The sequence below is a fragment of the Streptomyces dangxiongensis genome, assembly GCF_003675325.1.
Classification (GTDB): Bacteria; Actinomycetota; Actinomycetes; order Streptomycetales; family Streptomycetaceae; genus Streptomyces; species Streptomyces dangxiongensis.
In genome coordinates, this window is sequence record NZ_CP033073.1 from 1,269,458 (window position 1) to 1,293,038 (window position 23,581).

The following is a 23,581-nucleotide window of genomic DNA, read 5'->3' on the forward strand; positions in this document are numbered from 1 at the left end:
CACCGCCGCGCAACGGCCGTCCTCCGCCGGGCAGGCCGGGGGCGCGTCGCACCCGGCCGCGGGGACACCCGGCCGCGGGGACCCGGGCGGGACGGTTCCGCTCGGCGTGCCCTCACCCGGCGGGGTCCACCGCCGCGTCGAGCAGCGGCCCGAGTTCCCGTACGACGGTGGTCAGGGGCCGTACGTCACGCTCGGCGCGCGCCATCAGAATGGCGCCCTCCAGGGTGCTGATCATGAGGGTGGCCAGGGACCCGGCCCGTGCGGCGGGCACGCCCATGCCCGTCAGCGCCTCGGCCACCGGGCCGCTCCAGGCCGTGAACGCGGCGGCCACGGCCTGGCGGGTGGAGTCGTCCGAGGAGGCGCGGTCGACGGTGGCGGCGGCGACCGGGCAGCCCGCCGCGAAGCCGTCCCGGCCGTACTCGTCGGTCCACTGCGCGGCCATCGCCGCGAACAGCCCGCTGGGCGCCGGCTGTTCCAGGGTCGCGAGGAACCGGGCGACGCGCGTGCCCGCGTACCGGCCGGCCCATTCGACCGCCTCGTTGACGAGCTGTTCCTTGCCGCCCGGGAAGTAGTGCTGGAGGGAGCCGCGCGGGGCGCCGGCGTGGGCGGCGACCTCGCGCATGCCGGTCGCGGCGACCCCGTCGCGCCGGATGAGCTGGGCCGCGCTGAAGACCATCCGTTCCCGCGGACCGCGCCGTGCCTGTGCCATCTCCACCTCCGGTCCTCGTCCCCACCCTATGACCAGCGTCATAACGCCCGCTACTATGACCACTGTCATAGTCGGCTCGCGGCGACGGAGGACGGTCCCATGCCGGTCGGTTTCATCGGTCTCGGAGTGATGGGCCAGCCCATGGCCCTGCGTCTGGCGTCCGCCGGCACGCCCCTGGTGGTGTGGAACCGCACCGCGGAGCGCGCCGAAGCGCTGCGCGCGGCCGGCGCCGAGGTCGCCGCGGACCCCGGTGAGGTGTTCGCGCGGGCGGAGACGGTGCTGCTGATGCTCGCCGACGGGGCCGCGGTGGACGCGGTGCTCGGCCGAGGCACGCCCGCGCTGGCGCGGCGGGTCGCGGGCCGGACCGTCGTCCACATGGGCACGACCTCCCCGGAGTACTCGCACGCCCTGGAGGCCGAGATCCGCACCGCGGGCGGCCGGTACGTCGAGGCGCCCGTCTCCGGGTCCCGGGTGCCGGCGGAGCGGGGGCAACTGGTGGGCATGCTCGCCGGGGAGCGGGACGCCGTCACCGCCGTACGGCCACTGCTGGACCCGATGTGCCGGGAGACGTTCGTGTGCGGGCCGGCGCCGGGCGCGCTGCTGATGAAGCTGTCCGTGAACCTGTTCCTGATCACCCAGGTGACCGGGCTGGCCGAGGCGTTCCACTTCGCCGAGCGGCAGGGCCTGGACCGCGGACTGTTCCTGGAGGTCCTGGACGCGGGACCGATGGCCAGCGCGGTCTCCCGGATGAAGGCGCCCAAGCTGCGCGAGCGGGACTTCGCCGTCCAGGCGGCGGCCCTGGACGTGCTCAAGAACAACCGGCTGATCGCCGAGGCCGCGCGCACGGCCGGCCTGGCCTCACCGCTCCTCGACGTCTGTCACTCCCTGTTCGAGGAGACGGTGGCCCAGGGGCACGGCGGCGCGGACATGGTCGCCGTGCTGCGGGCGATCGAGGCGCGGACCACCGGGGCGCCGTGAGCCGCGGGCGTACGGCGCGCGGTCAGCTCCGGGGGACGCCGTACGCCCGCTCCACACGAAGCCGTACGACCAGACGGCGGTCGCGGACCATGGCGGCCCGGAAGTCGTCCCAGTCCGGGTGTTCGCCGGAGACGTCCCGGTAGAGCCGGACCAGTTCCTCGACGGTCGCGTCGTGCGGACCGGCGGCGACCGGAGTCAGTTCGGCGGTGCCCTCGGCGACGGTGTACGCCCAGCGGTCGGCGCTGGTGACGTGGTACGAGGTACGCGGGTCGCGGCGCAGGTTGCGGGTCTTGGCGCGGTCGTCGGTGACCGAGATCCGGATGACCCGCTCGTCCGGATCGTAGGCGTGGCTGACGTTGGAGAGCTGGGGGCGGCCGTCGCGACGGAGGGTGACCAGTACGCCGCCGTGACCTTCGGAGAGGAGGGCGAGCAGTGCGTCCTGCGGGGTGTCCTGAGTCATATCCGGATCAACTCGCGTCGGTGGTGCGCGCATTCCCCGCCGGCGGCAACCGGGGTGACGGCGGCGCTCGCGCCCGGTGTCCCGGTGCTGTCCGGGGCCGCCGCGGCGCCCGCCCTCGCGTGCGGGTTCGACCTTGCTGGACGCCGGGTGCCACGCCGGTCCCCCACGCTACCGGAGAGCCGGTCCCGGCGGGTCGTCCTGCGGGACGATGAGACGCGGGCACGGACCGGCACAACCCTGCCGGTCCGCGTCGTGGACGGCGACGCGAGCGGAGGAGAGCGATGGCACAGCTTCGACAGGACGTCGGACCGGAGGAGGCGGGCCTGGACCCCGCGGCCCTGGACCGGCTCGACCGGCACTTCGCCCGCCACGTCGACGAGGGACGCCTGCCCGGTTACCTGGTGGCCGTGGCCCGCGGCGGCCGTGTCGCCCACCTGACCACGTACGGGCTGCGGGACGTGGCGGCCGGACTGCCGGTCGAGCCGGACACGCTGTGGCGGATCTACTCGATGACCAAGCCCGTCACCGCGGTCGCGGTGCTGCTGCTGGTACAGGACGGTCTGCTGTCCCTGGACGACCCCCTGGACCGGTATCTGCCCGCCTTCGCCGCCCCCCGGGTGTACGACGGCGGTTCGGGTGCCGGCGTGCGCACCCGGCCGGCCGCCGGCCCCCTGCTGATCCGGCATCTCCTCACCCACACCGCGGGCCTGACCTCCGGCTTCTACCACCGCCACCCCGTGGACGCCCTCTACCGGGAGGCGGGCCTCGAGTACGCGGTGCCGCCCGGCGCCGGGCTCGCCGAGACCGTCGAGCTGTACGCGCGGATGCCGCTCCAGTCCGACCCGGGCACCGAGTGGAACTACTCGGTCGCCTCCAACGTGCTGGGCCGGGTCATCGAGGTCGTCTCCGGGCAGCCGCTGGACGCGTTCTTCCGCGACCGGATCCTCGGCCCGCTCGGCATGACCGACACCGGCTTCCACATCACACCCGAACAGGCCGGGCGGCTGGCCGAGTTGTACGGCGAGACGGACGACGGCGGCATCGCACCCGTGCCGGGGCTGCCGGTGCGCGGCCGGCCCCGGTTCCTGTCCGGCAGCGGCGGCCTGGTCTCCTGCGCCCACGACTTCCACCGGTTCATGGAGATGCTGCGCCGGGGCGGCGAACTGGACGGCGTACAACTGCTGTCCCCCGAGTGGGTGGCCCTGATGACCCGCAACCACCTGCCGGGCGGAGCCACCATCCGCTCCTGCGGCGCCCTGGTCCACCGGGAGCCGGGCAACGACGGTCTCGGGTTCGGCTTCAACGTCTCCGTCGTCGTCGATCCCGCCCGCACCCCGGCCCCGTCACACCTGGGCACCTACGGCTGGACCGGCGCGGCCACCACCGCGTTCTGGGTCGACCCGGCCCACGACCTGACCGTGCAGTTCATGAGCCAGGTACGCCCGAAGACACTCAAGGTCTTCCCCGAGCTGCGGCGGCTGGCGCACGCCGCATCGGCGGACTGAGGCGCGGCCGGCGGCGACGGTGTCCCGCCACCGGGCGGCGGCGCCCTGCCCGGGGGATGTCACGAGCCGTGGGCGACGGCGTCCAGATGCGGCAGGTGGTGGTCCATCCGCTCCCGCTTGGTCCGCAGATAGGTGATGTTGCTCTCGCACGGCTCGATCAGCAGCGGCACCTGCTCGGCGACCTGGATACCGTGCCTCACCAACGCCTCCCGCTTGAGCGGGTTGTTGGACATCAGCCGCACCGAGCGCACCCCGAGGTCGCGCAGGATCTCCGCGGCGACGCCGTAGTCCCGGGCGTCGACGGGCAGGCCCAGCGCGAGGTTCGCCTCCACCGTGTCCAGGCCCTCCGCCTGGAGGGCCATCGCGCGCAACTTGGCGAGCAGGCCGATGCCGATGCCCCGTCCCTCGTGCCCCCCTCAAGTAGACGACGATGCCGCTGCCTTCGGCGACCACCGCGCGCAGCGCCGCCTCCAACTGGTCGCCGCACTCGCAGTGCCGGGAGCCGAACGCGTCCCCGGTCAGGCACTCCGAGTGCAGCCGCACCAGCACGCTGTCGGTGCCGATCTCGCCGTGCACCAGTGCCACCTGCTCGTCACCGCGGTCGTGGTCCAGGTAGCCGATCGCCTGGAATTGCCCGTACACCGTGGGCAGCGGCGCATTCACGACACGCTCCGCACCCGAACGCGGCGGGGACTTCTTGCCGAGTACGCCGATGTTGACGCCGGTGTTTTCTGTCATGATCTGATTCCTCAACAGAGACGAAAGGCCGTGAGAGAGATGAGTGGTTCGGGCGCGCGCGCGGCGGTGTACGAAGTGGCGAGCGGCGTGATGCCGACGGACACCACGCAGGACGTACGGGCGCGGGGGGCGGGCGCGTCAGCACAGGTCGCCGTCCTTCCGGTCGGGAGTTTCGAACAGCACGGTCCGTTCCTGCCACTGGCGACCGACACGCTGGTCGCCTGCGCCGTGGCCCGGGAGATCGCCGCCTCGTACCCGGTGCATCTCCTGCCGCCGGTGACGATCTCCTGCTCGCACGAGCACGCGGCCTGGCCGGGGACCGTCAGCATCTCCGCCGTGACCCTTCACGCGGTGATCACGGACATCGCGGCGTCGCTGCGCCGCTCCGGCGTCGACGCGCTCGTCGTGGTCAACGGGCACGGCGGCAACTACGTGCTCGGCAATGTCGTCCAGGAAGCGTCCGCGCGGGGCGAGCGGATGGCGTTGTTCCCGGCCGGCGAGGACTGGGAGGCGGCACGGGAGCAGGCCGGGGTGGTCACCTCGCTGCTCACCGACATGCACGCGGGAGAAATCGAGACCTCGATTCTTCTGCACGCTCACCCCGAATTCGTCCGCCCTGGTGTCGAGTCGGCCGATTTCACCGCCGACGACCGTCGTCATCTGCTTACCGTGGGAATGTCCGCCTATACCGAATCGGGCGTCATCGGCCGCCCCTCCCTCGGTTCGGCGGAAAAGGGAAAGGAACTCCTGGCGAGCCTCACGGAATCCTTCGAGCCGTATTTCGCGCTGCTCACCGCGGCCGGGGGGCGGGAGTAGTCCGGCGCGGTGGCTGGGCCGCGCAGACCCTCGTACCAGCGCAGGACGAGTACGGCGACGCCCGGCAGGCTCGCGACGAAGCTCAGTACGCCGTAGACGACGGCGACCGCTACCCCGGTGTCCGCGCCGAGGCCCGCCGCGCCGAACGCCCACGCGGTGACACCCTCGCGGGGGCCGAAACCGCCGACGTTCAGCGGCAGGCCCATGGCCAGCAGGGCGAGCACCGCGAGCGGCACCAGCACCGCCACCGGGGCGGCCGAGCCGCCGACCCGGGCCGCCACGACGAACATCAGCAGATGCCCGGCGAGGACGGCCGCGGAGGACAGCGCGACCCCCGGCCCGCTCTGCCGGGACACCAGGCCCCGGCGGGCCTCGCCGAGCGCCCGGCGCAGCGCGCCGCCCCGGCCGTTCGGCGCGCGGTTCATCCGCACGGCGACGACCACGGCGAGCGCGCCCGCCGCGGCCGGCGCCGCCAGCGGGGCGAAGGCGCGGGCTTCGGCACGCACCGGGGACGGCAGGGTCAGCAGCACCACCACGGCGGTCACGGCCAGCGCGACCTGCCCCGCGATCCGCTCCAGGACGACCGCCTTCACTCCGCGCCGCACGTCCCCCGCGCTCTGCCCGTGCCGGACCGCCCGGTGCACATCGCCCAGGATGCCGCCGGGCAGCGCGGCGTTCAGGAACAGCGCGCGGTAGTAGTCGGCGACGGCGGCACCGAGCGGCAGCCGCAACCGCAGCCCTCTTGCGACCAGTTGCCAGCGCCACGCGCTGAACACCGTGGTGACCAGGCCGACACCCAGCGCGACCAGCACCGTCCCGGCGTCGATCCGCCGCAGCCCGTCCACCAGCACACCGGTACCGAGCCGCCACAGAAGGACACCGAGGATGACCACACCGACACAGGTACCGGCCTGACTCCGCAGAAGACGCGCACCGGGACGCCGGGGGGCGGGGGGTTGGGCGGCGGGGGCCGGGGCCGCGTCGGGCGTGCTCGCAGGAGGCGCCCCGGTGGAGCGCGTAGGGGCAGGCGTCGCCGGTCGTGGGAGCGGTGGGGGTGTGCCTGCGGGGTCCGCGCCGGTCAGGTGGGGGCGGGCCGGGGCCGTCGGTGTCGTACGGGTGTGGGTGCCGGCGCTCGCCGCGAAGGCCGGCCGCGCCCTCATACCGGGCCGCCCGTCGGACGGGGCAGTGCCAGCAGGTCGGTGTGGTGGACGGTGACCCGCAGCTCGCCGGCCTCGCAGGCGGCGAGCAGGGCGTCCAGGTAGCGCTCGGCGCGGTCCCGCAGCTCCGGCCGCTGCTCGACGGCCGCGCCCACCCAGCCGCGCAGCCACTGCCCGGTCAGCGCGGCCTCTCCGGGGCCGAGCCGCCACGGGCTCGGCCGCACCCGGACCGTCGCCCCGCGCGCGGCGAACGCCTCGCCGGCCACGGTGACCGCGTCCGGGCCGAGCAGCCCGGCGCGCCGCTGGTGGGCGTTGAACGCGTCGGTGATCTCGGCGTCGAGCGGGTCCGCCGGAGCGAGTTCGACGCGGCCGGCGACGGAGAGGGTGAGCAGGGCCGGGCAGCCGGCGTCGGCGCAGGCGTCGGCCAGGTTCTCGATCTCCTCCCGGGTGAGGACGTCGAGCAGCGCGGAGGCGGTCACCAGTGAGGCTCCGGTCAGCGCGTCCGGGGTGAGCCGGGCCACGTCGCCGCGCCGGGTCTCGACCGTGACACCGCTGCCGTCGGCGGCGGCGCGCGGGGAGGCGACGGCGGCGAAGTGCAGCAGGTAGGGGTCGCGGTCGTGCAGGATCCAGTGCTGGGCGCCGTCCAGGCGGGGGGCGAGCCAGCGGCCCATCGAGCCGGTGCCGCAACCCAGGTCGTGCACGGCGAGTCCGCCGGCCCGGGCCGGCCCCTCGGCGAGCCGGATCCGCAGCGGGTCGAGCAGGTCCGCCGCGCGGGCCGCCGCGTCGGCGGGCTCCCGTAGCTGGAGCCACTCGGGTGCGTACCGCGGGGCGTCCTGCGGGTCATCGTCGCGCAGCCGTACGGTGGCCCGCTCACCGGCCGGGACGACGGGCCCGGCCCCGGCGATGACCGCACCCCGAGCCGCCTGGCTCCCACTCCCGCCGGCGCCGCCCTCCCCCGCCCCGGCCGGAGCCGGATCGGCCGGAGCAGGTTCGGCCGGAGCCGGCCGCCGCGTGTGCGGGTGGGCCGGGGCTGTGCGGCCGGTGTCGGTGTCCGGGCGGGTCATGGCGTCGTCCTCGGTGGTTCGGGGAGTCGTTGGAGGACTCCGGCCAGGCTGCGGGCGGTGGTGGCCCAGCCGCCGAGCGCGGCGCGACGGCTTCGCGCGGCGGCCTTGAGGCGGCGGCGTACGTCCGGTTCGCCGAACCAGCCGCGGAGTTCGGCGGCGAGCGCCGCCGGGTTCTCCGGCGGGACGAGGATGCCGGGCACTCCGCCGTCGGGGGCGCGGCCGACGGCCTCGGGCAGGCCGCCGACGTCCGTGGCGAGGACCGGGATGCCGCGGGCGAGGGCCTCGGTGACCGCCATGCCGTACGTCTCGGCGTAGGAGGTGAGGACCATCAGGTCGGCGGCGGCGTAGGAGGCGTCGAGGTCGGCGCCGGAGCGCGGACCGGTCAGGTGCAGGCGGTCGCCGAGGCCGTGCCGGGCGATCAGCTCGCGCAGGTGGGTGACGTACGCGGGGTCGTTGCCGAGGCCGCCGACGCACTCGCAGGTCCACGGCAGGTCCCGTACCGTCGCGAGCGCCTCCACCAGCCGGTGCTGGCCCTTGCGCGGGGTCACGGCGGCCACGCACAGCAGCCGGGAGACGCCGTCGGTGCCGGGGGCGAGGGGGGCGATGTCGGCGCCGGGCGCGGCGACATGCACCCGGTCGGGGGCGAGTCCGTGGTGGGAGACGAGCCGGCGGACCGCCCAGTCGCTGGTGGCGATCACCGCGGGCACCGCCCGCAGCACCGTCCGCTCGCGGATGTCCAGACCGGCGGCGACGGCCGGGTCCAGGCCGGTCTCGTCGCCGAGCGGCAGATGGACGAGGACGGCGAGCCGCAGGCGTCCGGCCTCCGGCAGGACGGTCTCCGGGACACCGCAGGCGACGAGGCCGTCGAGCAGGACGACGGTGTCGTCCGGCAGGTCCCGCAGGGTGCGGGCGAGCCGGTCGCGGGCGGCGGCGTCCGGGTGCGGCCAGGCGCCGGGGACGGGGTGCCGGATGACCTGCCAGCCGAAGCCCGGCAGGTCCAGGCAGACCCGGCGGTCGTAGGCGTTGCCGCCGCTGGGCGCGGTCGGGTCGTCTACGCCGCCCGGCATCACGAAGTGCACGGTGCGCAGGGACATGGGAATGATTCCGGCGTTCTCGGCGGGGGTGTGCTGCGCGGGGACGTACGTCAGGCGGGCCGCCGGCCGCACGGTCAGGTCGGTCACAGGTCACGCTCGTAACTCGCCCAGGCGACGTGCGACTCGTGCAGGGTGACGGTGATGCCGCGCAGGCCCCGGGCGCCCTCGCCGAGGGCACCCTTGTGGACGCGTTCGGCGAGCCGGTCGGCGATGACCTTGGCGAGGAACTCGGTGGAGGTGTTGACGCCGGCGAAGTCGGGTTCGTCGTCGAGGTTGCGGTAGTTCAGTTCGGCGACGACGGCGCCCAGTTCCTGCGTGGCCAGGCCGATGTCGACGACGATGTTGTCCTCGTCCAGCTCTTCGCGGCGGAACGTCGCGTCGACGAGGAACGTGGCGCCGTGCAGTCGCTGCGCGGGCCCGAACACCTCGCCGTGGAAGCTGTGGGCGATCATGATGTGATCGCGGACGGTGATGCTGAACAACGGACGACCCTCCAGGTGCGGCGCGTCTGGTCCCCCGCCTTGCCCGCCGGGGGATGTGGTGTAGTACGGCTGCCCGCTTCCCCGTGTTCAGCCGTGGCTCACTCTTTTCTCAGGTCAGGCCGGTGTCGGTGTACCGGATGCGGTGGCACAGGGCGGGGATCTCGCCGGAGGCCAGTCCCGGCAGCACCGACGGCAGTTCCTCGAAGGCGCTCTCCCCGGTGACGAGCGCGTCCAGCGCCGGGTCGGCGAGCAGGTCCAGGGCGAGCGCCATCCGGTCGGCGTAGGTGCGGCCGGCCCGGGCGGCCGGGGAGACGGTGCCGACCTGGCTGCTGCGCACGGTGAGGCGGCGGGAGTGGAAGGTCTCGCCGAGCGGCAGGGCCACGCTCCGGTCGCCGTACCAGCTCAGCTCCACGACGGTGCCCTCCGGGGCGAGGAGTTCCAGGGCCCGGGCGAGGCCCGCCTCGGTGGCGCTGGCGTGCACGACGAGGTCGCAGTCGCCGAGGGCGTCGGCGGGCGCGGCGAAGTCCACGCCGAGTGCCCGGGCGGTCCTCGCGCGGCCGGGGTCGGCGTCGACGAGCTGGAGGCGGATGCCCGGGAAGCGGGCGAGCAGCGCGGTCACCGCGCAGCCGACCATGCCGCCGCCGATCACCGCGATCCGGTCCCCGATGAGCGGGGTCGCGTCCCACAGGGCGTTCACGGCGGTCTCGACGGTGCCGGCGAGTACGGCCCGTTCGGCGGGCACCCGCTCGGGCACCACGGTGACGGCGCTCACCGGAACGACGTAACGGGTCTGGTGCGGATAGAGGCAGAACACGGTGCGCCCGGCCAGCTCGTCCGGTCCCTCCTCCACGACGCCGACGTTCAGGTAGCCGTACTTCACCGGCCCCGGGAAGTCGCCGTCCTGGAACGGCGCCCGCATCGCGGCGTGCTGGCTCGACGGCACCCCGCCGCGGAAGACGAGCGTCTCCGTGCCCCGGCTGACCCCGGAGTACAGCGTGCGCACCAGGACCTCGTCGGCGGCCGGCCGGGCGAGGGTGACATCGCGCAGTTCTCCGTGGCCGGGCGAGCGGAGCCAGAAAGCGCGGGCCGACCGGTTCATCGGCATCCTCCTGAACGATCGGGAAGTTGTTCACGTACCGAGATGTGCACAGGCCGCGCAGAGTACGCGGCGTTGATCGACTCTGTCACTCGGCCGGAGGATGTGCGGTGGCCCTGAACAACACGTATGACGCGAGGCTCCAGCAGGAGACCGCTGTGGGAGCGGGCGTGCAGATCCTGCTGCTGGCCCTGCTCGGCTCGGCGATCGGCCTGGGGCCGGCCGGCTGGCTGACGGGGCTGGCCTTCGTGTTCGCCACCTGGGCGGTCCTCTCCCGCGCTCTGCACCGCTCCCGGCTCAGCTCCTTCGGACCCGCCAACCGGGTCACGCTCGGCCGGACGACCCTGGTCGGCGGGGTGACGGCGCTGGTCGCGGACTCCTTCGAGGGCGCGCCGCCGGTGACGCTGCTGGCCGCCCTGACCGCCGTGGCGCTGCTGCTGGACGGCGTGGACGGCAAGGTGGCCCGCCGCACCGGCACCTCCTCCGCGCTGGGAGCGCGCTTCGACATGGAGGTCGACGCGTTCCTGATCCTGGTGCTGAGCGTGTACGTGTCCACGCAGTTGGGCGCCTGGGTCCTGCTGATCGGCGGCATGCGGTACGCGTTCGTGGCCGCGGCGCGGGTGGCCCCCTGGCTGAACGCGCCCCTGCCCCCGTCCTTCGCCCGCAAGACGGTGGCGGCGATCCAGGGCGTGTGCCTGCTCGTGGCGGGCGCGCGGCTCCTGCCGTCCCCGATGAACCTCGCGATCGTGCTCCTGGCGGTGGGCTCCCTGGTGTGGTCCTTCGGCCGGGACGTGCTGTGGCTGTGGCGGAGCTCGCGTACGGTCGCCGGGCGGGCGGTGACGGGGCAGGCGGTGGCCGAGCCGATGGTGCTGGAACTGGCGACGCGCTGAGGGGTGCACGGAGGCTCCCGGAACGCCCTCGGCACCGCCTGGACCTTCCCGGCTCGACCCGTGGGCCATCGCCCGGACACGGCCGGCTTCACCGGCGTCTTCGTTTGAATTCACCGGCGCGTCAGCCCCGCTGCTCATAACGGTAGTTGTAGTAGTCCTTGCCTAGTTGTAGTAGTCATTGCCGCAGACCAGAACCGAGGTGACGTACCTCGGCACGCCGTCGGCGTCCCGTTCGACCTCCTGCGAGGTCTGCCGGGTGAAACCGAGCGACACCCCCGGGATCACCGGGTACTCCGGCTGCGACGTGTCGACCGTCCAGGGCCTGTACGCCGACGTGGTCGAGGGTCCAGGACGCCTTCGCCGAGTTCCGGCTCGGGCGGCGCAGCACACGGGGCTCGCCCCAGTCGGGTACCGCGGCGAGTGCCTCGTCGAGCGTCATGCCCAGCAGGATCGGCGCGACCCCGCGCGGCGGGTCGAGTACCAGATCCATCGCCGACCCCTCAGTCCGTCCCGGCTCGTCATTTGTTCTTCAGGCTGTCGACCATGTCCTTGATGTGGGTGTTCGTTCAGACATCGTGCAGAAGTCGCCCAGGGGTCGTTCAGCGGTCCTGTGAGGTGCGGGCCGGGCTCAGGCGGCCCGGCGTGTCTGGCCGCGGTGGACGCGGACGATGTCCGCGTACCGGTGTCCGCTGCCCTTGATCGTGCGCACCTGGGTGCGGTAGTCGACGTGGACCAGGCCGAACCGCTTGGCGTAGCCGTACGCCCACTCGAAGTTGTCCAGCAGCGACCAGGCGAAGTAGCCGGCCAGCGGGGCCCCCTTGCGGGCCGCCGAGGCGCAGGCGGCGAGGTGTCGCTCCAGGTACTCCTGGCGCTCGGGGTCGTCCACGGTGCCGTCGGGGCGGACGACGTCCGGGTAGGCCGAGCCGTTCTCGGTGACGTAGATCTTCCGGGCGCCGTACTCCTCGGTGAGCCGCAGCAGCAGCGTCTCGATGCCGCCGGCGTCGACCTCCCAGTCCATGCCGGTGCGCGGCACGTCCGGGCGGCGCACGGAACGGGCGTGGGGGGCGGGGCCGTCGGGGTCGTCGGCGACGTACGCGGGGAAGTAGTAGTTCAGGCCGAGCCAGTCCAGCGGGGTTGCGATGGTCTCCAGGTCTCCTTGCCGCAGCGGGAGTTCCACGCCGTAGGTCTCGACCATGTCGGACGGGAAGCCGCGGCCGTGCACCGGGTCCAGCCACCAGCGGTTGACGTGGCCGTCGTGGCGGCGCGCCGCCTCCCGGTCCTCGGGCCGGCCGGTGGCCGCGTGCACGGTGGAGAGGTTGTTGACGATGCCGACCTGCGCCTCGGGGGCGGCGGCGCGGATCGCCCGGGTGGCGAGGCCGTGACCGAGGAGCAGGTGGCAGGAGGACCGCACGGCGGCGGTGAGATCGGTCCAGCCGGGGGCCATCGTGCCTTCCAGATGGCCGATCCAGGCGGAACAGGACGGCTCGTTGAGGGTCGCCCAGAGCGTGACGCGGTCGCCGAGGCGGGTGGCGACGGCGGAGGCGTAGTCGGCGAACGCGAGGGCGGTGTCGCGCTGCGGCCAGCCGCCGCGGTCCTGGAGCGCCTGCGGCAGGTCCCAGTGGTAGAGCGTGACCGACGGGGTGATGCCCGCCTCCAGCAGGGCGTCCACCAGTTGGTCGTAGAAGGCGAGACCCCTGGGGTTCACCTCGCCCGTGCCGCCGGGCATCACCCGCGGCCAGGCGACGGACATCCGGTAGGCGTTGACGCCGAGCCGGCGCATCAGGCCGATGTCCTCGCGCCAGCGGTGGTAGTGGTCGCAGGCGATGTCGCCGTTGTCGCCGTTGTCGATCTTCCCGGGGGTGTGCGAGAAGGTGTCCCAGATCGACGGGGATCTGCCGTCCTCGGCGACGGCCCCCTCGATCTGGTACGCCGCTGTGGCGGTACCCCACAGGAAGTCGTGCGGGAGGGCGGCGAGGTCGATGCGTTCGGACACGGAAGTCCTCTCTGGAAGCGGGAAGTTGGTCACTTGACGGCGCCCGCCGTCAGCCCTGCGACGAGATAGCGCTGCAACAGCAGGAACCCGGCGACCACGGGCACGCTGACGACCAGCGAGGCCGCCATGATCTGGTTCCAGTAGACGTCGTTGAGGGTGGAGTAGCCCTGGAGGCCGACGGCGAGGGTGCGGGTGGTGTCGTTGGTCATGACGGACGCGAAGAGAACCTCTCCCCACGCGGTCATGAAGGCATAGACGGCGACCGCGACGATGCCCGGGATCGCGGCCGGTACGACGATCCTGAGCAGGGCGCCGAGCGGGCCGCAGCCGTCCACGAGCGCCGCCTCGTCCAGGTCGCGCGGCACCGAGTCGAGGTAGCCGATCAGCATCCAGACGGAGAACGGCAGGGAGAAGGTGAGGTACGTCAGGATCAGCCCGCCGCGGGAGCCGAACAGGGCGACGCCGGTGGCGTTGCCGATGTTGACGTAGAGCAGGAACAGCGGCAGGAGGAAGAGGATGCCCGGGAACATCTGCGTCGACAGCACGGTGAGGGTGAAGACCCGCCTGCCGCGGAAGTCGTAGCGGCTGACGGCGTAGGCCGCGAACACCGCGATGACCACCGAGCACAGGGTCGCGGCGCCCGCCACGATCAGCGAGTTCACGAAGTACCGGGCGAGCGGGACCGTCGACCAGATGTCGATGTAGGGGCGGACGGTCAGCCCGCTGGGCAGCCAGCGGAACTTGCCGGTGACGTCCGCGAGGGGCTTCAGCGAGCTGGAGACCATCACGTACACCGGGACCAGTACGAAACCGGCGAGCACGGTGAGGAAGATCCGCCGGGACCAGACGAACGAACGCGGCGCCGCCATCGGCGAGTCGGGGTCAGACATCGGTGGTCCTCCGTCCGCGCGAGGTGAGCAGCAGGTATCCGCCCGTCACGACGAGCAGGAACAGCAGCAGCAGGACGGACATGGCGGAGCCGGTGCCGAAGTTCCAGGTGACGAAGGACGCCTGGTAGATGTGGACCGAGACCAGGTCGGCGGGCTCCGGGGCGGACTTGCCGAACAGCACGTACGGCGTGTTGAAGTCGTTGAACGTCCACAGGAACAGCACCAGCACCAGCACCTGGTTGACCGGGCGCAGTGACGGCAGGGTGATGCGGCGGAGCTGCTGCCAGACGCCCGCACCGTCGAGGGCGGCGGCCTCGTACAGCTCGCCGGGGATGTTCTGGAGGCCGGCCGTCACGATGAGGAAGGCGAACGGCCACCCCTTCCACACCGACACGGTCAGCAGGGCGTAGAAGCTGTTGTCGCCGATGAGCCAGAAGGACGGCTTGTCGGTGAGGTGGAGCTGGTCGTGCAGGACGTGGTTCACCAGGCCGTTGTCGTGCTGGAACATGAACACCCAGGTGATGACGGCCGCGTAGACGGGCAGCGCGTACGGCACCAGGAACAGGGCACGCAGCAGGCCGCGGCCCCGGAAGGTGTCCTGCATGAACACCGCGGCGGCGGTGCCGATCAGCCAGCACAGCACGACCGACAGCAGGGTGAAGCCGACGGTGACGAGGAACGAGTGCAGCAGGGCCTCACCGACGGGGGCGTCGAAGTCCACCGACAGGCGGTAGTTGCCCAGGCCGGACCAGGGGGCGCTGCCCCAGTCCCGGATGTAGAACTGGGTGAGTTCCTTGAAGCTCATCACGATGCCGATGACCATCGGCACCAGGTGGACGAGGAGTTCGAGGACCAGGGCAGGCAGGAGGAGCAGGTACGGCAGTGAGGCGCGGCGGATCCGCCCGGTGCGGCGCGGGACGCGCGCCGCACCGGGGGAGATCGGCCGCACCGGTTCCTTGCGGGCGGTGGTGGTCGTGGTCATCGCGCTCAGGCCGCCGGCATCTGCTGCTGGGCCTTCTCCAGCTTGGCCCGGACGGAGTCGGTGGTGACCGTGCGTCCGGCGGCGGCGTCGGCGAACAGGTCCTTCACGGCCGTACCGACCGCCGTCTCGAACTGCGACTCGGACGGGACCTGCGGCAGCGCGGCGGCGCTGGTGGCGAGGGTCTGCTTGAGCACGGCGGTGGCCGGGGCGTTGAACGCCGGGTCGCCCTGGGCGCCCTTGACCGGCGGGATGGAGCTGTAGGCCTTGTTGAGGATCTTCTGCTCGGCGTCGCCGGTCATGAACTTCACGAACTTCGTGGCGCCGTCGACGTTGTGGCTGTTCTTGAAGACGGCGATGTTGATGCCGGCGACCATCGAGTTGGTCTGGGCGCCGGTGCCGGGGACGCCGGACCGCACGGGCACGGGGGCGACGCCGTAGGCGTCCTCGCTCATGCCCTGGCTCTTGAGGTTGGCGGCGGCGGACTGCCACAGCAGCATGGCCTGCTTGCCCTTGGCGAAGTCGCTGACGGACTGGTTCTGCCCGTACTCCGCGTCCCCGGTGGGGACGATCTTGTCCTTGGCCATCAGGTCGACGTACTGCTTGACCGCGTCGACCACCTTCGGGTTCGTGAAGTCCGGCTTCCCCTCGGGGGTGAAGAAGTCGGCGCCGTGCTGCTTGGCGAAGACGAAGACATGGTGGATGTTCTCCGACACGTTGGCGCCCTCGACGCCGATCACCGACTTGCCCTCGGCCTCGATCTTCTTGCCGTCGGCGACCAGCTCGTCCCAGGTGGCCGGGGGCTTGGTGATGCCGGCGTCGGCGAGGATCTGCTTGTTGTAGTAGAGCGCGTACGCCATCGAGTACAGCGGTACGGCGGCCGGGTCCTTGCCCTGGGCGCCCGTGGAGCCGAGCGCGGAGTCCACGAACCGGTCCCTGCCGCCGATCTTCGAGTAGTTCTCGTCGTCCCACGCCAGCAGCGCCCCCGTGGCCTGGAGGGAGGCGCTCCAGGTGTTGCCGATGTTCAGCACGTCCGGGCCCTGGCCCGAAGTGGTGGCGGTCAGGATCCGGTTGAGCAGGTCGGACCAGGGCACCACCTCCAGCTTCACCTTGATGCCGGTCCGCTGCTGGAACTTGTCGAGTTCGGGCTGGAGGACCTTCTTGTCCACGGCGATGCTGGCGCCCTGGTTGCTGGCCCAGTAGGTGAGCGTCTTCGGCGAGTCGCCGGAGCCCCCCTGGTCGGACGAACCGCCTCCGCAGGCCGTGGCCGCGAGGGCGAGAGACATGGTGACGGCGCCTACGGCCGCGGCTCGGATGCTGCGCATGGCTCCTGGTGTCCCTTTCCGGGAGTCGAACCCAGAGGTCGCTCGCGGCGGTCGGCACCCCGTCCGGCACCCCGAGCCCCTCATGGCTTAATTTAGGACGTGAGTTAAACCTCAGGAGAAACGCTCGTCAAGGGATGCGGCAGCGAAGGCGGGCCCCCCCGGGCCCGAAGAGCACGCGAAACAGGGAGGCCAGGTGGCGGGACGGGGTGGCCGTACGGTGCGTGACCTGCGGCGGGAGAGCCGGAGCGCCGTTCTGCAACGGTTGTATTTCGACGGACCCATGAGCCGGTACGCGCTGGGGCCGGCGACCGGGCTGAGTTCGGGCTCCGTCAGCAACATCGCGGCCGAGCTGCTCGCCGACGGCCTGCTGGAGGAGGCGGGAGTGGTCGGCGCGGACGCCGGCCGGCCACGCCGGCTGCTGCGCGTACGGCGGGACAGCGGACGGCTGATCGGGGTCGACGTCGGCGAGACCCCGGGTCCGCGTCGAGCTGTTCGACCTGGGCCTTACCGAACTGGCGCGCGCCGAACGCCCCTTGGGTTCCCGTGGGTACGACGTCGACGCCGTCGTCGGCCACGTCCATCAGGGGATCACCGAGGTGTTGCGGGCGGCCGAGGACTCCCCCGGCGAGCTGCTCGGCGTCGGCGTCGGTGTCCCCGGCATCATCGAGGACGCCGGTGAGGACGGCGCCGTCGTCCACGGACAGACCATCGGCTGGGACGCGGTCCCGCTGGAGCGACTGCTCCGGCGGACCGGTCGACTCCCCGCGCAGACGCCCTACTTCATCGACAACGGCGCAAAGACCCTGGGGCAGGCCGAGATGTGGTTCGGCGCGGGGCGCGGCGCCGGCAACGCCGTGGTGGTGCTGTTCGGTTCCGGGGTCGGCGCCTGCGTGGTCACCGAGGACGCGGACCAGGGCCGGGCGGTGGAATGGGGACACCTGACACTGCGGGTCGGCGGGCGCCGGTGCCGGTGCGGGGCACGGGGCTGTCTGGAGGCGTACGCGGGCGCGGAGGCACTGGTGGCGCGCTGGCGTGAGGCGGGCGGGCGGCCGTCGGCCGGGATCGGCGAGGAGCGGGCGCTGACCGAGCTGCTGGCCGCGGCCCGCCCGGACGGCGGGGCGGAACCCGACCCGGTGGCGGCGGCGGTGCTCGACGAGACCGCCCGGTACCTCGGTGCGGGCCTGTCCGACCTCATCAACCTCTTCCAGCCCGAGCGGGTCCTCGTCGGCGGCTGGGCGGGCCTCCAGCTCGGCACCGCCTTCCTGGAACAGGTCCGCGCCCACGCCCTCGCACAGGCCCTGCGCTTCCCCGCGAGCCGCAGCCGCATCGAACTGGGCCAGCTCGGCCCGGAAGCGGTCACCGTCGGCGCGGCGGTCCTCCCCCTGGCCGCGTTCCTCACCCGCGGCGGCCACCGCCCCCACCCGGCGCCGCACCGGCCGGCCCCACCGACTTGGCGGACGAGTCTGGAGAGCCGGTTGGTGTAGGAGGCGGTGGGGTCGGAGCCGGTGCTGCGGTAGGGGGCCGGGGGCGGGGTCGCCACCCGGCCCGCCCGACCTGTGCGGTCCGCGCCCGGCACACCGTGAGCGGTGCCGAGCGCGGACCGGCGACGGGGACGGCGGCCACCCCGCGGGCGCGGTGGCCACCCCGCAGGTGGGGCGGCCACCCCGCAGGTACGGCGATCCCGCCGCGGGTACGGTGATCACCTGATCACCCCACCGAGGCGATGGTCACCGCCCGGGTGCGGCAATCCCCTCGCTGGTCACCCCACCGGTGCGGCGGTCACCCCACCGGCCCTGCTACGACCCCACCGGCGCCGCGGTGACCCCGCCGATGCGACGGTCACCCCACCGGTAGGGTCACCACCCGTGTCGGGGTCACCGTGCGGGCGTCGTCGCCGGTGCCGGTGCGTAGCCGGCGGGCCGGGTGGTGAACGTGCCCCGGCCCTGGGTGCGGCTGCGCAACCGGGTGGCGTAGCCGAACAGTTCGGCCAGCGGCACGATCGCCGTCAGGACGGCCGCGCCACCGCGGGCCTGCGAGCCGCCGACCCGGCCGCGCCGTGCGGCCAGGTCCCCGAGGACCCCGCCGACCGCGTCCGCCGGCACGGTCACCGTGACCTCGGCGACCGGCTCCAGCAGGACCGCCGTACAGGCCCGCAGGGCAGCGCGCAGACCGAGCCGGCCGGCGGTGCGGAAGGCCGTGTCGGACGAGTCCTTCACATGCGTGGAGCCGTCGGTGAGCGTGACGCGCAGCCCGGTCACCGGATGCCCGCCGAGCGGCCCCTCGGCAAGGGCGTCCCGGCAGCCGGCCTCGACCGCGCGCACGTACTCCTGCGGCACCCGGCCACCGGTCACGGCCGACCGGAACACGAAACCGGTGACGCCCGCGTCCGGACCGAGCGGCTCCACGTCCAGAACGACATGCGCGAACTGCCCGGCTCCGCCGTCCTGTTTGACGTGCCGGTACACGAATCCGCGTACCCCGCCGGCCACCGTCTCCCGGTAGGCGACCCGCGGCCGGCCCACGGTGACCTCCGGCCCGCCGTCACGGCGGATCCGCTCCACCGCGACCTCCAGATGGAGTTCACCCCTTCCGGAGAGCACGGTCTGCCCGGTCTCGGCATCGATGCGCACCACCAGCGAGGGGTCCTCCTCCGCGAGCCGGGCCAGCGCCGTGGCGAGCCGGCCGGTGTCCGTGCTCCGCCGTGCCTCGACCGCCACGGACACCACGGGATCGGCGGCCACGGGCGGTTCCAGCAGCAGCGGTGCTCCGGGGTCGCACAGCGTGGCGCCGGGCCGGGCGGACTTCACGCCCGCGACCGCGACGATGTCACCGGCGACCGCCCGGTCGAGCTGGACGTGCCGGTCCGCCATGACCCGCAGGATGCGCGCCACCCGCTCGGTGCGTCCGGCGCCCGCGTCGCACACGATGTCCCCCTTCTCCAGCGTCCCCGAGTAGATCCGCACGTAGGCCAGGCGCCCGGTGGCGCCCGCGTTCACCTTGAACACCAGCCCCGCGAACGGCAGTCGGGGATCGGCGTTCCGCTGCTGCTGTCCGGCGCCGTCGTGGACCCCGCGTACGGCGGGTACGTCCAGCGGCGAGGGCAGGTAGGCCACCACCGCGTCCAGCAGCGGTTCGATGCCGCGGTTGCGGTAGGCGGAACCGCAGAGCACGACCACGCCGTCCCCGCTGCGGGTCAGGTCGCGCAGGGCGGTGGTGAGGGTCGCGGCGGAGAGGGTCTCGCGGTCGCAGAACTCCTCCAGGGCGGCCGGGTGCCGTTCCGCGACCGCCTCCTCCAACGCGCGCCGCCGCCGTACCGCCTCCTCGCGCAGCTCCTCGGGCACCGCGCCATCCACGGCCGTACCCTCGTCGTCGCCCCAGATCAGCGACCGCATCCGTACCAGGTCCACCACGCCGGTGAAGCCGCCCTCGGCGCCGACGGGCAACTGCACCACCAGCGGGGCGGGGTGCAGCCGTTCCCGGATGGAGCCGACGGCCCGGTCGAGGTCGGCGCCCGCGCGGTCCAGTTTGTTGACGAACGCGATCCTCGGCACGCCGTGCCGGTCGGCCTGCCGCCACACCGACTCGCTCTGCGGCTCGACCCCGGCGACGGCGTCGAACACGGCGACCGCGCCGTCCAGGACGCGCAGCGACCGCTCGACCTCGTCGGCGAAGTCGACGTGTCCGGGGGTGTCGATCAGGTTGATGCGGTGGCCGTCCCAGGCACAGCTCACCGCGGCGGCGAAGATGGTGATGCCGCGGTCGCGTTCCTGCGGATCGAAGTCGGTGACGGTAGTGCCGTCGTGCACCTCGCCCCGCTTGCGGGTGGTGCCCGTCGCGTACAGGATGCGCTCGGTGACGGTGGTCTTGCCCGCGTCGACGTGGGCGAGGATGCCGAGGTTGCGGACAGCGGAGAGAGGGTTGGGGGTCGTACGCACGGCCCGATGCCTTTCGGAAGGTGAAGTGGGGCAGCGCGATCACCCGTGCGCCCAGGAGTGCGCCGGCCTGCGGGCCGCGTCCGGCGTACGGCCGGAGCGGCGGGGAAAGGTCAGCGGGGCGTCACGGGATCCGGTGCCGGCCGCGCAGCGGGCACCGGCCGGACGGGGATACGAGGATCACCTCGTACCGGGAACGGGAAGCGACGACAGCGGTGCGCTCACACACGGCCCGGCTCCCCTCGTCCGACACTGCGACCGGCTCGGCGGCCCACTGCGGGGGCGACGCCGGATCGGTGGCGAGTCTAGGCAGGCCGGTCCGGCCGGGGCACGCGGTTTTCCGGGCCGGGGAGCGGCATGGCGGTGCGTACGGCGCGGCGCCCGCGCAGGTCTGCCGTGGTGACGCCCACCGCGACCACGGCGCCGAGGCAGAGCAGGCCACCGCTGACGAGGGCCGCCGCTCCCGTGCGCCGAACCGAGCCGGGGGAAACAGAAAAACCCCACGTGAAGTGGGGTCTTCGCTGGTGTCCGAGGTGGGACTTGAACTCTCCTCTCGGGCACCAGCCCACAACCGCTCTGACCTGGTGAAACGCCCTCCTCGCCGGGGAGAAATCCCCGGACGATTACACGTCGGCCTGGATGGACGAGGTTCGGCAATGGGCCTCGGAAGGGAAGAGCGTCGGCAGGGTGCACGTCGTGACCCGCCCGTTCTCGGACTACCTCCGGTTCGAGTTCGAGTATTACTACCGGCACCACGTGAAGGCGGGCGAGGATATCAGAATTCTCGACCTCACCGAGCGGGAGAACCCGGGGCTTCCGGATCAAGATTTCTGGATGTTCGATGAGTCCAAGGTGGTCCTGATGAACTACCAGGCGGACGGGACGCAGATAAACCGGGAACTGTACGAGGGTGATCCTGAGCCGTATCGGCAGTGGAAGCGGATTGCCGTTGCCGAGTCGGTTCCATTCCTGGAGTACGTGAGCGGGTGACGTTCGACCCTGAACAGTTGGGGCAGCCGAAGCAAGAATTGGCCGCCCTGCTGAAAGAACTACGCAAGCGAGCCGGCCTCACTGGAGACCGGCTCGCTCGGCGTTGCAACGTGTCCCAATCGAAGATCAGTCGGATCGAGAACGGGAAAGCGCAACCGAGCCTGCTCGACCTGGAGAGAATCCTCCGGGCTGTCGTTGCTCCGCCCGAGGTCATCGAGGAGGTCATTGCCCTCGCGAGGCTGGCCAATACCGAGTGGCAAGACCTGCGCTCGCTGCGGCGAAGGGGGCTGGAGAAGAAGCAGACCGAACTTGCCGCGCTCGAATCCTCCTCTACCGAGTTCCGTTTCTTCCTGCTCTCGATGATTACGGGACTGCTGTCCACCCCTGAGTACATCCGGGCAAGCCTTGCCAATTCACCGGCTGATGCCACTAAGACGATCGCGAAGAAGCTGGAGCGGCAGGAGGTTCTTTACAACACGAAGAAGCGATTCACCTTCATCCTTACCGAACAGGCCGTGAGGTGGCCACTCCTGCCCCCGGCCGCGATGGCGATGCAGATTGACCGGCTGGCCTCATTGACCCACCTGCCGAATGTGAAGCTCGGCGTCATTCCAATCGCGGGAGACAAGCCCATGGCTCCGATGGACACCTTCACTGTCTACGACAACACCCTGGCCACTGTGGAGAACACCACCGGAGTCGTGATCCTGAGAGATCCACGCGACATCGAAATGCATTTAGAACTGTTCTCGACACTGGAGGGGTACGCGCTGTTCGGGGCCGAAGCGCGAGCCTTGTTGACGGAGTGGGCTGCCGCCTGCCGTTCATGATCTTTAGTCCATGACGGGAAAGAACTACACAGCCGCCGCTTTCTGGGCCAATAATTCCCCCTATGAGCTCGTAACACGATCACGATCCGGGCTTCTTGAGGCGTGTCCACGCACACGCGGGTCGTTGGCATGCGCGCCCCGAAGGCACGATGTCCTTCAGGGCGTGCTGCAGGGGTTCGGGTTCAGGCGTTGTAGCCGCCGTGGGCGTCCAGCACCGCGCCCGTGACGTACGACGCGGCGGGGCTCGCCAGGAAGGCGATCGCCGCGGCGATTTCGTCGGGGTGCCCCATGCGTTGCAGGGACAGCGAGCTGACCAGGGCATTGAGGGTCTCGGGGTCCGGCGGTTGCATGCCGCCCTCCATCAGTCCGGCCTCTACGACGTTGGCCGTGATGTTCCGGGGCCCGAGGTCGCGTGCGACGCCCATGGTGTACCTCTCGATCCCGGACTTGGTCGCCGCATAGTCGGCAAGGCCGGGGGCGCCGACCCGGGAGCCCAGTCCGGAACTCACCGTGATGACGCGGCCGCCCGTGCGCAGCACTCGGGAGGCGGCCCGGATGACGGAGATCACGCCGAGGTAGTTGGTGGCGTGCATCCGGTCCAGTGCGGCGGTGTCGGCGTCCGGGTCGTCCACCGTGCCGGCCACGGAGATCGCCGCGTTGTTGACGAGGATGTCCAGGCCGCCGAAGTGCGCGACTACGTCGTCGATCAGCGCCGGCGCCCGGCTCGTGTCCGCCTGGTCGGACTGGAAGGCGACGGCCTTGGCTCCCTTGCCGTGCACCTCGTCGACGACGGCCTGCGCCTGTTTCTCGGAGCTGACGTAGGTGAAGGCGACGTCAGCGCCCTGCTCGGCCAGCAGTCGTACGGTCGCGGCTCCCAGTCCGCGCGACCCCCCGGTGACCAGGGCGACCTTGCCCGTGAGTGGCTTGCTCATTCTTCTCACCTCGTTGATTGACCCTTCCTGGCAGTCGAAACCTTAGTTGTTACGACACGTCAGTTGCAACCTTCCCTGTTACAACTGAGCTGTCGTAACATGAAGCGTTGCGGCCGAGAGGAGGAGTCCATGAGCGCCAACAGCAGGCTGACCATCGCGGCCCACGCGCTGGCCTGGATCGGCCTCTATCAGCGCCAGGGCCATGAGGTCGCCACCTCCGAGCAGATCGCGACCAGCGCGAACACCAACCCCGTGGTGATCAGACGGCTGCTCGGCGAGCTGCGCAGGGCCGGGCTCGTAGAGTCCCGGCGGGGCGTGGGCGCGGGCTGGTCGCTGGCACGCGAGCTGGAGTCGATGACCCTGCTCGACGTGTACGAGGCAGTGGAACCCGGCCCGCTGTTCGCAATGCACCGCACCACCCCGGACCAGGGATGCGTGGTGGGTCACGGCATCCAGCCGGCAATGCAGAGCATCTACGAGGGCATCGAGGAGACTGTGAGACACGAGCTGGCCCGCGTCACGCTCGCGAACGTACTCCGGGACGTACTCGCGGCACCTCGCTAGCCTCTCCGTTACGCCCTGACATCACCAAGATCCCTATCTAAGCCCAGGCCGGCGAACAGCCTGGCAACCAGTCACGCCGAAGACAGTTGCGGTATCAGACCGTGTCCTACGAGCTCGTAACTTGATCTTGTTGCAGTGCCCTGGTCCGGCGTGACCG

Annotated in this window: 19 protein-coding genes and 4 pseudogenes; 8 read left to right on the forward strand and 15 right to left on the reverse strand. The window is 72.0% G+C overall.

Annotated elements, in window-relative coordinates; all coding sequences use genetic code 11:
* Positions 1-112: 112 nt before the first annotated feature.
* The gene (locus D9753_RS05505; protein WP_121790917.1) at positions 113-709 is read right to left on the reverse strand and encodes a TetR/AcrR family transcriptional regulator; all 597 of its coding nucleotides are present in this window, start codon (positions 707-709) and stop codon (positions 113-115) included.
* 99 nt (positions 710-808) lie between these two features.
* On the opposite strand from D9753_RS05505, the gene D9753_RS05510 reads away from it, so the two are divergent.
* Positions 809-1,687 (forward strand): NAD(P)-dependent oxidoreductase, encoded by an 879-nt coding sequence (locus tag D9753_RS05510; protein WP_121785982.1) that lies wholly within the window; start codon positions 809-811, stop codon positions 1,685-1,687.
* 22 nt (positions 1,688-1,709) lie between these two features.
* Here the strand turns inward: D9753_RS05510 and D9753_RS05515 are convergent, their stop codons facing one another.
* Positions 1,710-2,147 carry a PPOX class F420-dependent oxidoreductase gene (locus D9753_RS05515; RefSeq protein WP_121785983.1) on the reverse strand — a complete coding sequence of 146 codons (438 nt, stop codon included), beginning with the start codon at positions 2,145-2,147 and terminating at the stop codon, positions 1,710-1,712.
* Positions 2,148-2,428: 281 nt separating this feature from the next.
* Between D9753_RS05515 and D9753_RS05520 the strand changes: the two genes are divergently transcribed.
* A complete protein-coding gene (locus D9753_RS05520; RefSeq protein ID WP_121785984.1) occupies positions 2,429-3,652 on the forward strand; it encodes a serine hydrolase domain-containing protein in 1,224 nt (407 codons plus the stop codon).
* A gap of 59 nt (positions 3,653-3,711) precedes the next feature.
* Here D9753_RS05520 and ribA read toward each other — a convergent pair.
* Positions 3,712-4,390: pseudogene (gene ribA, locus D9753_RS05525) on the reverse strand (GTP cyclohydrolase II).
* 39 nt (positions 4,391-4,429) lie between these two features.
* Here ribA and D9753_RS05530 point away from each other — a divergent pair.
* A complete protein-coding gene (locus tag D9753_RS05530) occupies positions 4,430-5,206 on the forward strand; it encodes a creatininase family protein (protein WP_121785985.1) in 777 nt (258 codons plus the stop codon).
* 71 nt (positions 5,207-5,277) lie between these two features.
* On the opposite strand, the pseudogene D9753_RS05535 reads toward D9753_RS05530, so the two are convergent.
* The 5 genes and pseudogenes from D9753_RS05535 to D9753_RS05555 form a co-directional block, all read right to left on the reverse strand.
* Positions 5,278-6,366, reverse strand: a pseudogene (locus tag D9753_RS05535) (lysylphosphatidylglycerol synthase transmembrane domain-containing protein); the annotation flags it as partial.
* Complete coding sequence (locus D9753_RS05540; RefSeq protein ID WP_240468050.1) at positions 6,363-7,427, reverse strand: class I SAM-dependent methyltransferase; 1,065 nt, start codon at positions 7,425-7,427, stop codon at positions 6,363-6,365. The gene D9753_RS05540 and the pseudogene D9753_RS05535, both read right to left, overlap by 4 nt.
* A complete protein-coding gene (locus D9753_RS05545) occupies positions 7,424-8,608 on the reverse strand; it encodes a glycosyltransferase family 4 protein (RefSeq protein ID WP_121785986.1) in 1,185 nt (394 codons plus the stop codon). The genes D9753_RS05540 and D9753_RS05545 overlap by 4 nt, the downstream gene beginning before the upstream one ends.
* A complete protein-coding gene (locus D9753_RS05550; protein WP_121785987.1) occupies positions 8,605-9,003 on the reverse strand; it encodes a 6-pyruvoyl trahydropterin synthase family protein in 399 nt (132 codons plus the stop codon). The genes D9753_RS05545 and D9753_RS05550 overlap by 4 nt, the downstream gene beginning before the upstream one ends.
* Before the next feature lie 109 nt (positions 9,004-9,112).
* On the reverse strand, positions 9,113-10,102 hold the full coding sequence (locus D9753_RS05555; protein WP_121785988.1) for a zinc-dependent alcohol dehydrogenase: 990 nt from the start codon (positions 10,100-10,102) through the stop codon (positions 9,113-9,115).
* A gap of 107 nt (positions 10,103-10,209) precedes the next feature.
* Here D9753_RS05555 and D9753_RS05560 point away from each other — a divergent pair, with 107 nt between their 5' ends.
* Positions 10,210-10,989 (forward strand): CDP-alcohol phosphatidyltransferase family protein, encoded by a 780-nt coding sequence (locus D9753_RS05560; RefSeq protein ID WP_121785989.1) that lies wholly within the window; start codon positions 10,210-10,212, stop codon positions 10,987-10,989.
* 162 nt (positions 10,990-11,151) lie between these two features.
* Here the strand turns inward: D9753_RS05560 and D9753_RS38635 are convergent, their stop codons facing one another.
* The 5 genes from D9753_RS38635 to D9753_RS05585 all read right to left on the reverse strand — a co-directional run bounded on the left by D9753_RS38635 (position 11,152) and on the right by D9753_RS05585 (position 16,176).
* Positions 11,152-11,274, reverse strand: a complete 123-nt coding sequence (locus tag D9753_RS38635; RefSeq protein WP_276209418.1) for a hypothetical protein — start codon at positions 11,272-11,274, stop codon at positions 11,152-11,154.
* Positions 11,275-11,617: 343 nt separating this feature from the next.
* Positions 11,618-12,982 carry a GH1 family beta-glucosidase gene (locus D9753_RS05570; RefSeq protein ID WP_121785990.1) on the reverse strand — a complete coding sequence of 455 codons (1,365 nt, stop codon included), beginning with the start codon at positions 12,980-12,982 and terminating at the stop codon, positions 11,618-11,620.
* A gap of 29 nt (positions 12,983-13,011) precedes the next feature.
* Positions 13,012-13,851, reverse strand: coding sequence for a carbohydrate ABC transporter permease (locus D9753_RS05575; protein WP_121785991.1), 840 nt, complete (start codon positions 13,849-13,851; stop codon positions 13,012-13,014).
* Between the two features lie 13 nt (positions 13,852-13,864).
* Positions 13,865-14,854 (reverse strand): carbohydrate ABC transporter permease, encoded by a 990-nt coding sequence (locus D9753_RS05580; protein ID WP_121785992.1) that lies wholly within the window; start codon positions 14,852-14,854, stop codon positions 13,865-13,867.
* Between the two features lie 5 nt (positions 14,855-14,859).
* Entirely contained in the window at positions 14,860-16,176 is a 1,317-nt protein-coding gene (locus tag D9753_RS05585; protein WP_121785993.1) for an ABC transporter substrate-binding protein, read from the reverse strand.
* 193 nt (positions 16,177-16,369) lie between these two features.
* Between D9753_RS05585 and D9753_RS05590 the strand changes: the two are divergent.
* A pseudogene (locus D9753_RS05590) lies at positions 16,370-17,660 on the forward strand (ROK family protein).
* A 390-nt stretch (positions 17,661-18,050) separates the two neighbouring features.
* Here the strand turns inward: D9753_RS05590 and fusA are convergent.
* Positions 18,051-20,111, reverse strand: coding sequence for an elongation factor G (gene fusA, locus D9753_RS05595; RefSeq protein WP_121785994.1), 2,061 nt, complete (start codon positions 20,109-20,111; stop codon positions 18,051-18,053).
* A gap of 594 nt (positions 20,112-20,705) precedes the next feature.
* Here fusA and D9753_RS05605 point away from each other — a divergent pair.
* Positions 20,706-21,098, forward strand: a pseudogene (locus tag D9753_RS05605) (DUF6879 family protein); the annotation flags it as partial.
* On the forward strand, positions 21,095-21,928 hold the full coding sequence (locus D9753_RS05610; protein WP_121785996.1) for a helix-turn-helix domain-containing protein: 834 nt from the start codon (positions 21,095-21,097) through the stop codon (positions 21,926-21,928). The pseudogene D9753_RS05605 and the gene D9753_RS05610, both read left to right, overlap by 4 nt.
* Before the next feature lie 182 nt (positions 21,929-22,110).
* Here D9753_RS05610 and D9753_RS05615 read toward each other — a convergent pair whose 3' ends face one another.
* A complete protein-coding gene (locus tag D9753_RS05615; protein ID WP_121785997.1) occupies positions 22,111-22,860 on the reverse strand; it encodes an SDR family NAD(P)-dependent oxidoreductase in 750 nt (249 codons plus the stop codon).
* 129 nt (positions 22,861-22,989) lie between these two features.
* Between D9753_RS05615 and D9753_RS05620 the strand changes: the two genes are divergently transcribed.
* Positions 22,990-23,424, forward strand: coding sequence for an Rrf2 family transcriptional regulator (locus D9753_RS05620; protein WP_121785998.1), 435 nt, complete (start codon positions 22,990-22,992; stop codon positions 23,422-23,424).
* Positions 23,425-23,581: the final 157 nt, after the last annotated feature.

Bases quoted from the DNA above. Each gene is read 5' to 3' on its own strand.
- D9753_RS05580 (WP_121785992.1), bottom strand. From the start codon at position 14,854: ATGACCACGACCACCACCGCCCGCAAGGAACCGGTGCGGCCGATCTCC.
- D9753_RS05540 (WP_240468050.1), bottom strand. From the start codon at position 7,427: ATGACCCGCCCGGACACCGACACCGGCCGCACAGCCCCGGCCCACCCG.
- D9753_RS05555 (WP_121785988.1), bottom strand. From the start codon at position 10,102: ATGAACCGGTCGGCCCGCGCTTTCTGGCTCCGCTCGCCCGGCCACGGA.
- D9753_RS05620 (WP_121785998.1), top strand. From the start codon at position 22,990: ATGAGCGCCAACAGCAGGCTGACCATCGCGGCCCACGCGCTGGCCTGG.
- D9753_RS05510 (WP_121785982.1), top strand. From the start codon at position 809: ATGCCGGTCGGTTTCATCGGTCTCGGAGTGATGGGCCAGCCCATGGCC.
- D9753_RS05585 (WP_121785993.1), bottom strand. From the start codon at position 16,176: ATGCGCAGCATCCGAGCCGCGGCCGTAGGCGCCGTCACCATGTCTCTC.
- D9753_RS05520 (WP_121785984.1), top strand. From the start codon at position 2,429: ATGGCACAGCTTCGACAGGACGTCGGACCGGAGGAGGCGGGCCTGGAC.
- D9753_RS05530 (WP_121785985.1), top strand. From the start codon at position 4,430: ATGAGTGGTTCGGGCGCGCGCGCGGCGGTGTACGAAGTGGCGAGCGGC.
- D9753_RS05615 (WP_121785997.1), bottom strand. From the start codon at position 22,860: ATGAGCAAGCCACTCACGGGCAAGGTCGCCCTGGTCACCGGGGGGTCG.
- D9753_RS05575 (WP_121785991.1), bottom strand. From the start codon at position 13,851: ATGGCGGCGCCGCGTTCGTTCGTCTGGTCCCGGCGGATCTTCCTCACC.
- D9753_RS05505 (WP_121790917.1), bottom strand. From the start codon at position 709: ATGGCACAGGCACGGCGCGGTCCGCGGGAACGGATGGTCTTCAGCGCG.
- D9753_RS05515 (WP_121785983.1), bottom strand. From the start codon at position 2,147: ATGACTCAGGACACCCCGCAGGACGCACTGCTCGCCCTCCTCTCCGAA.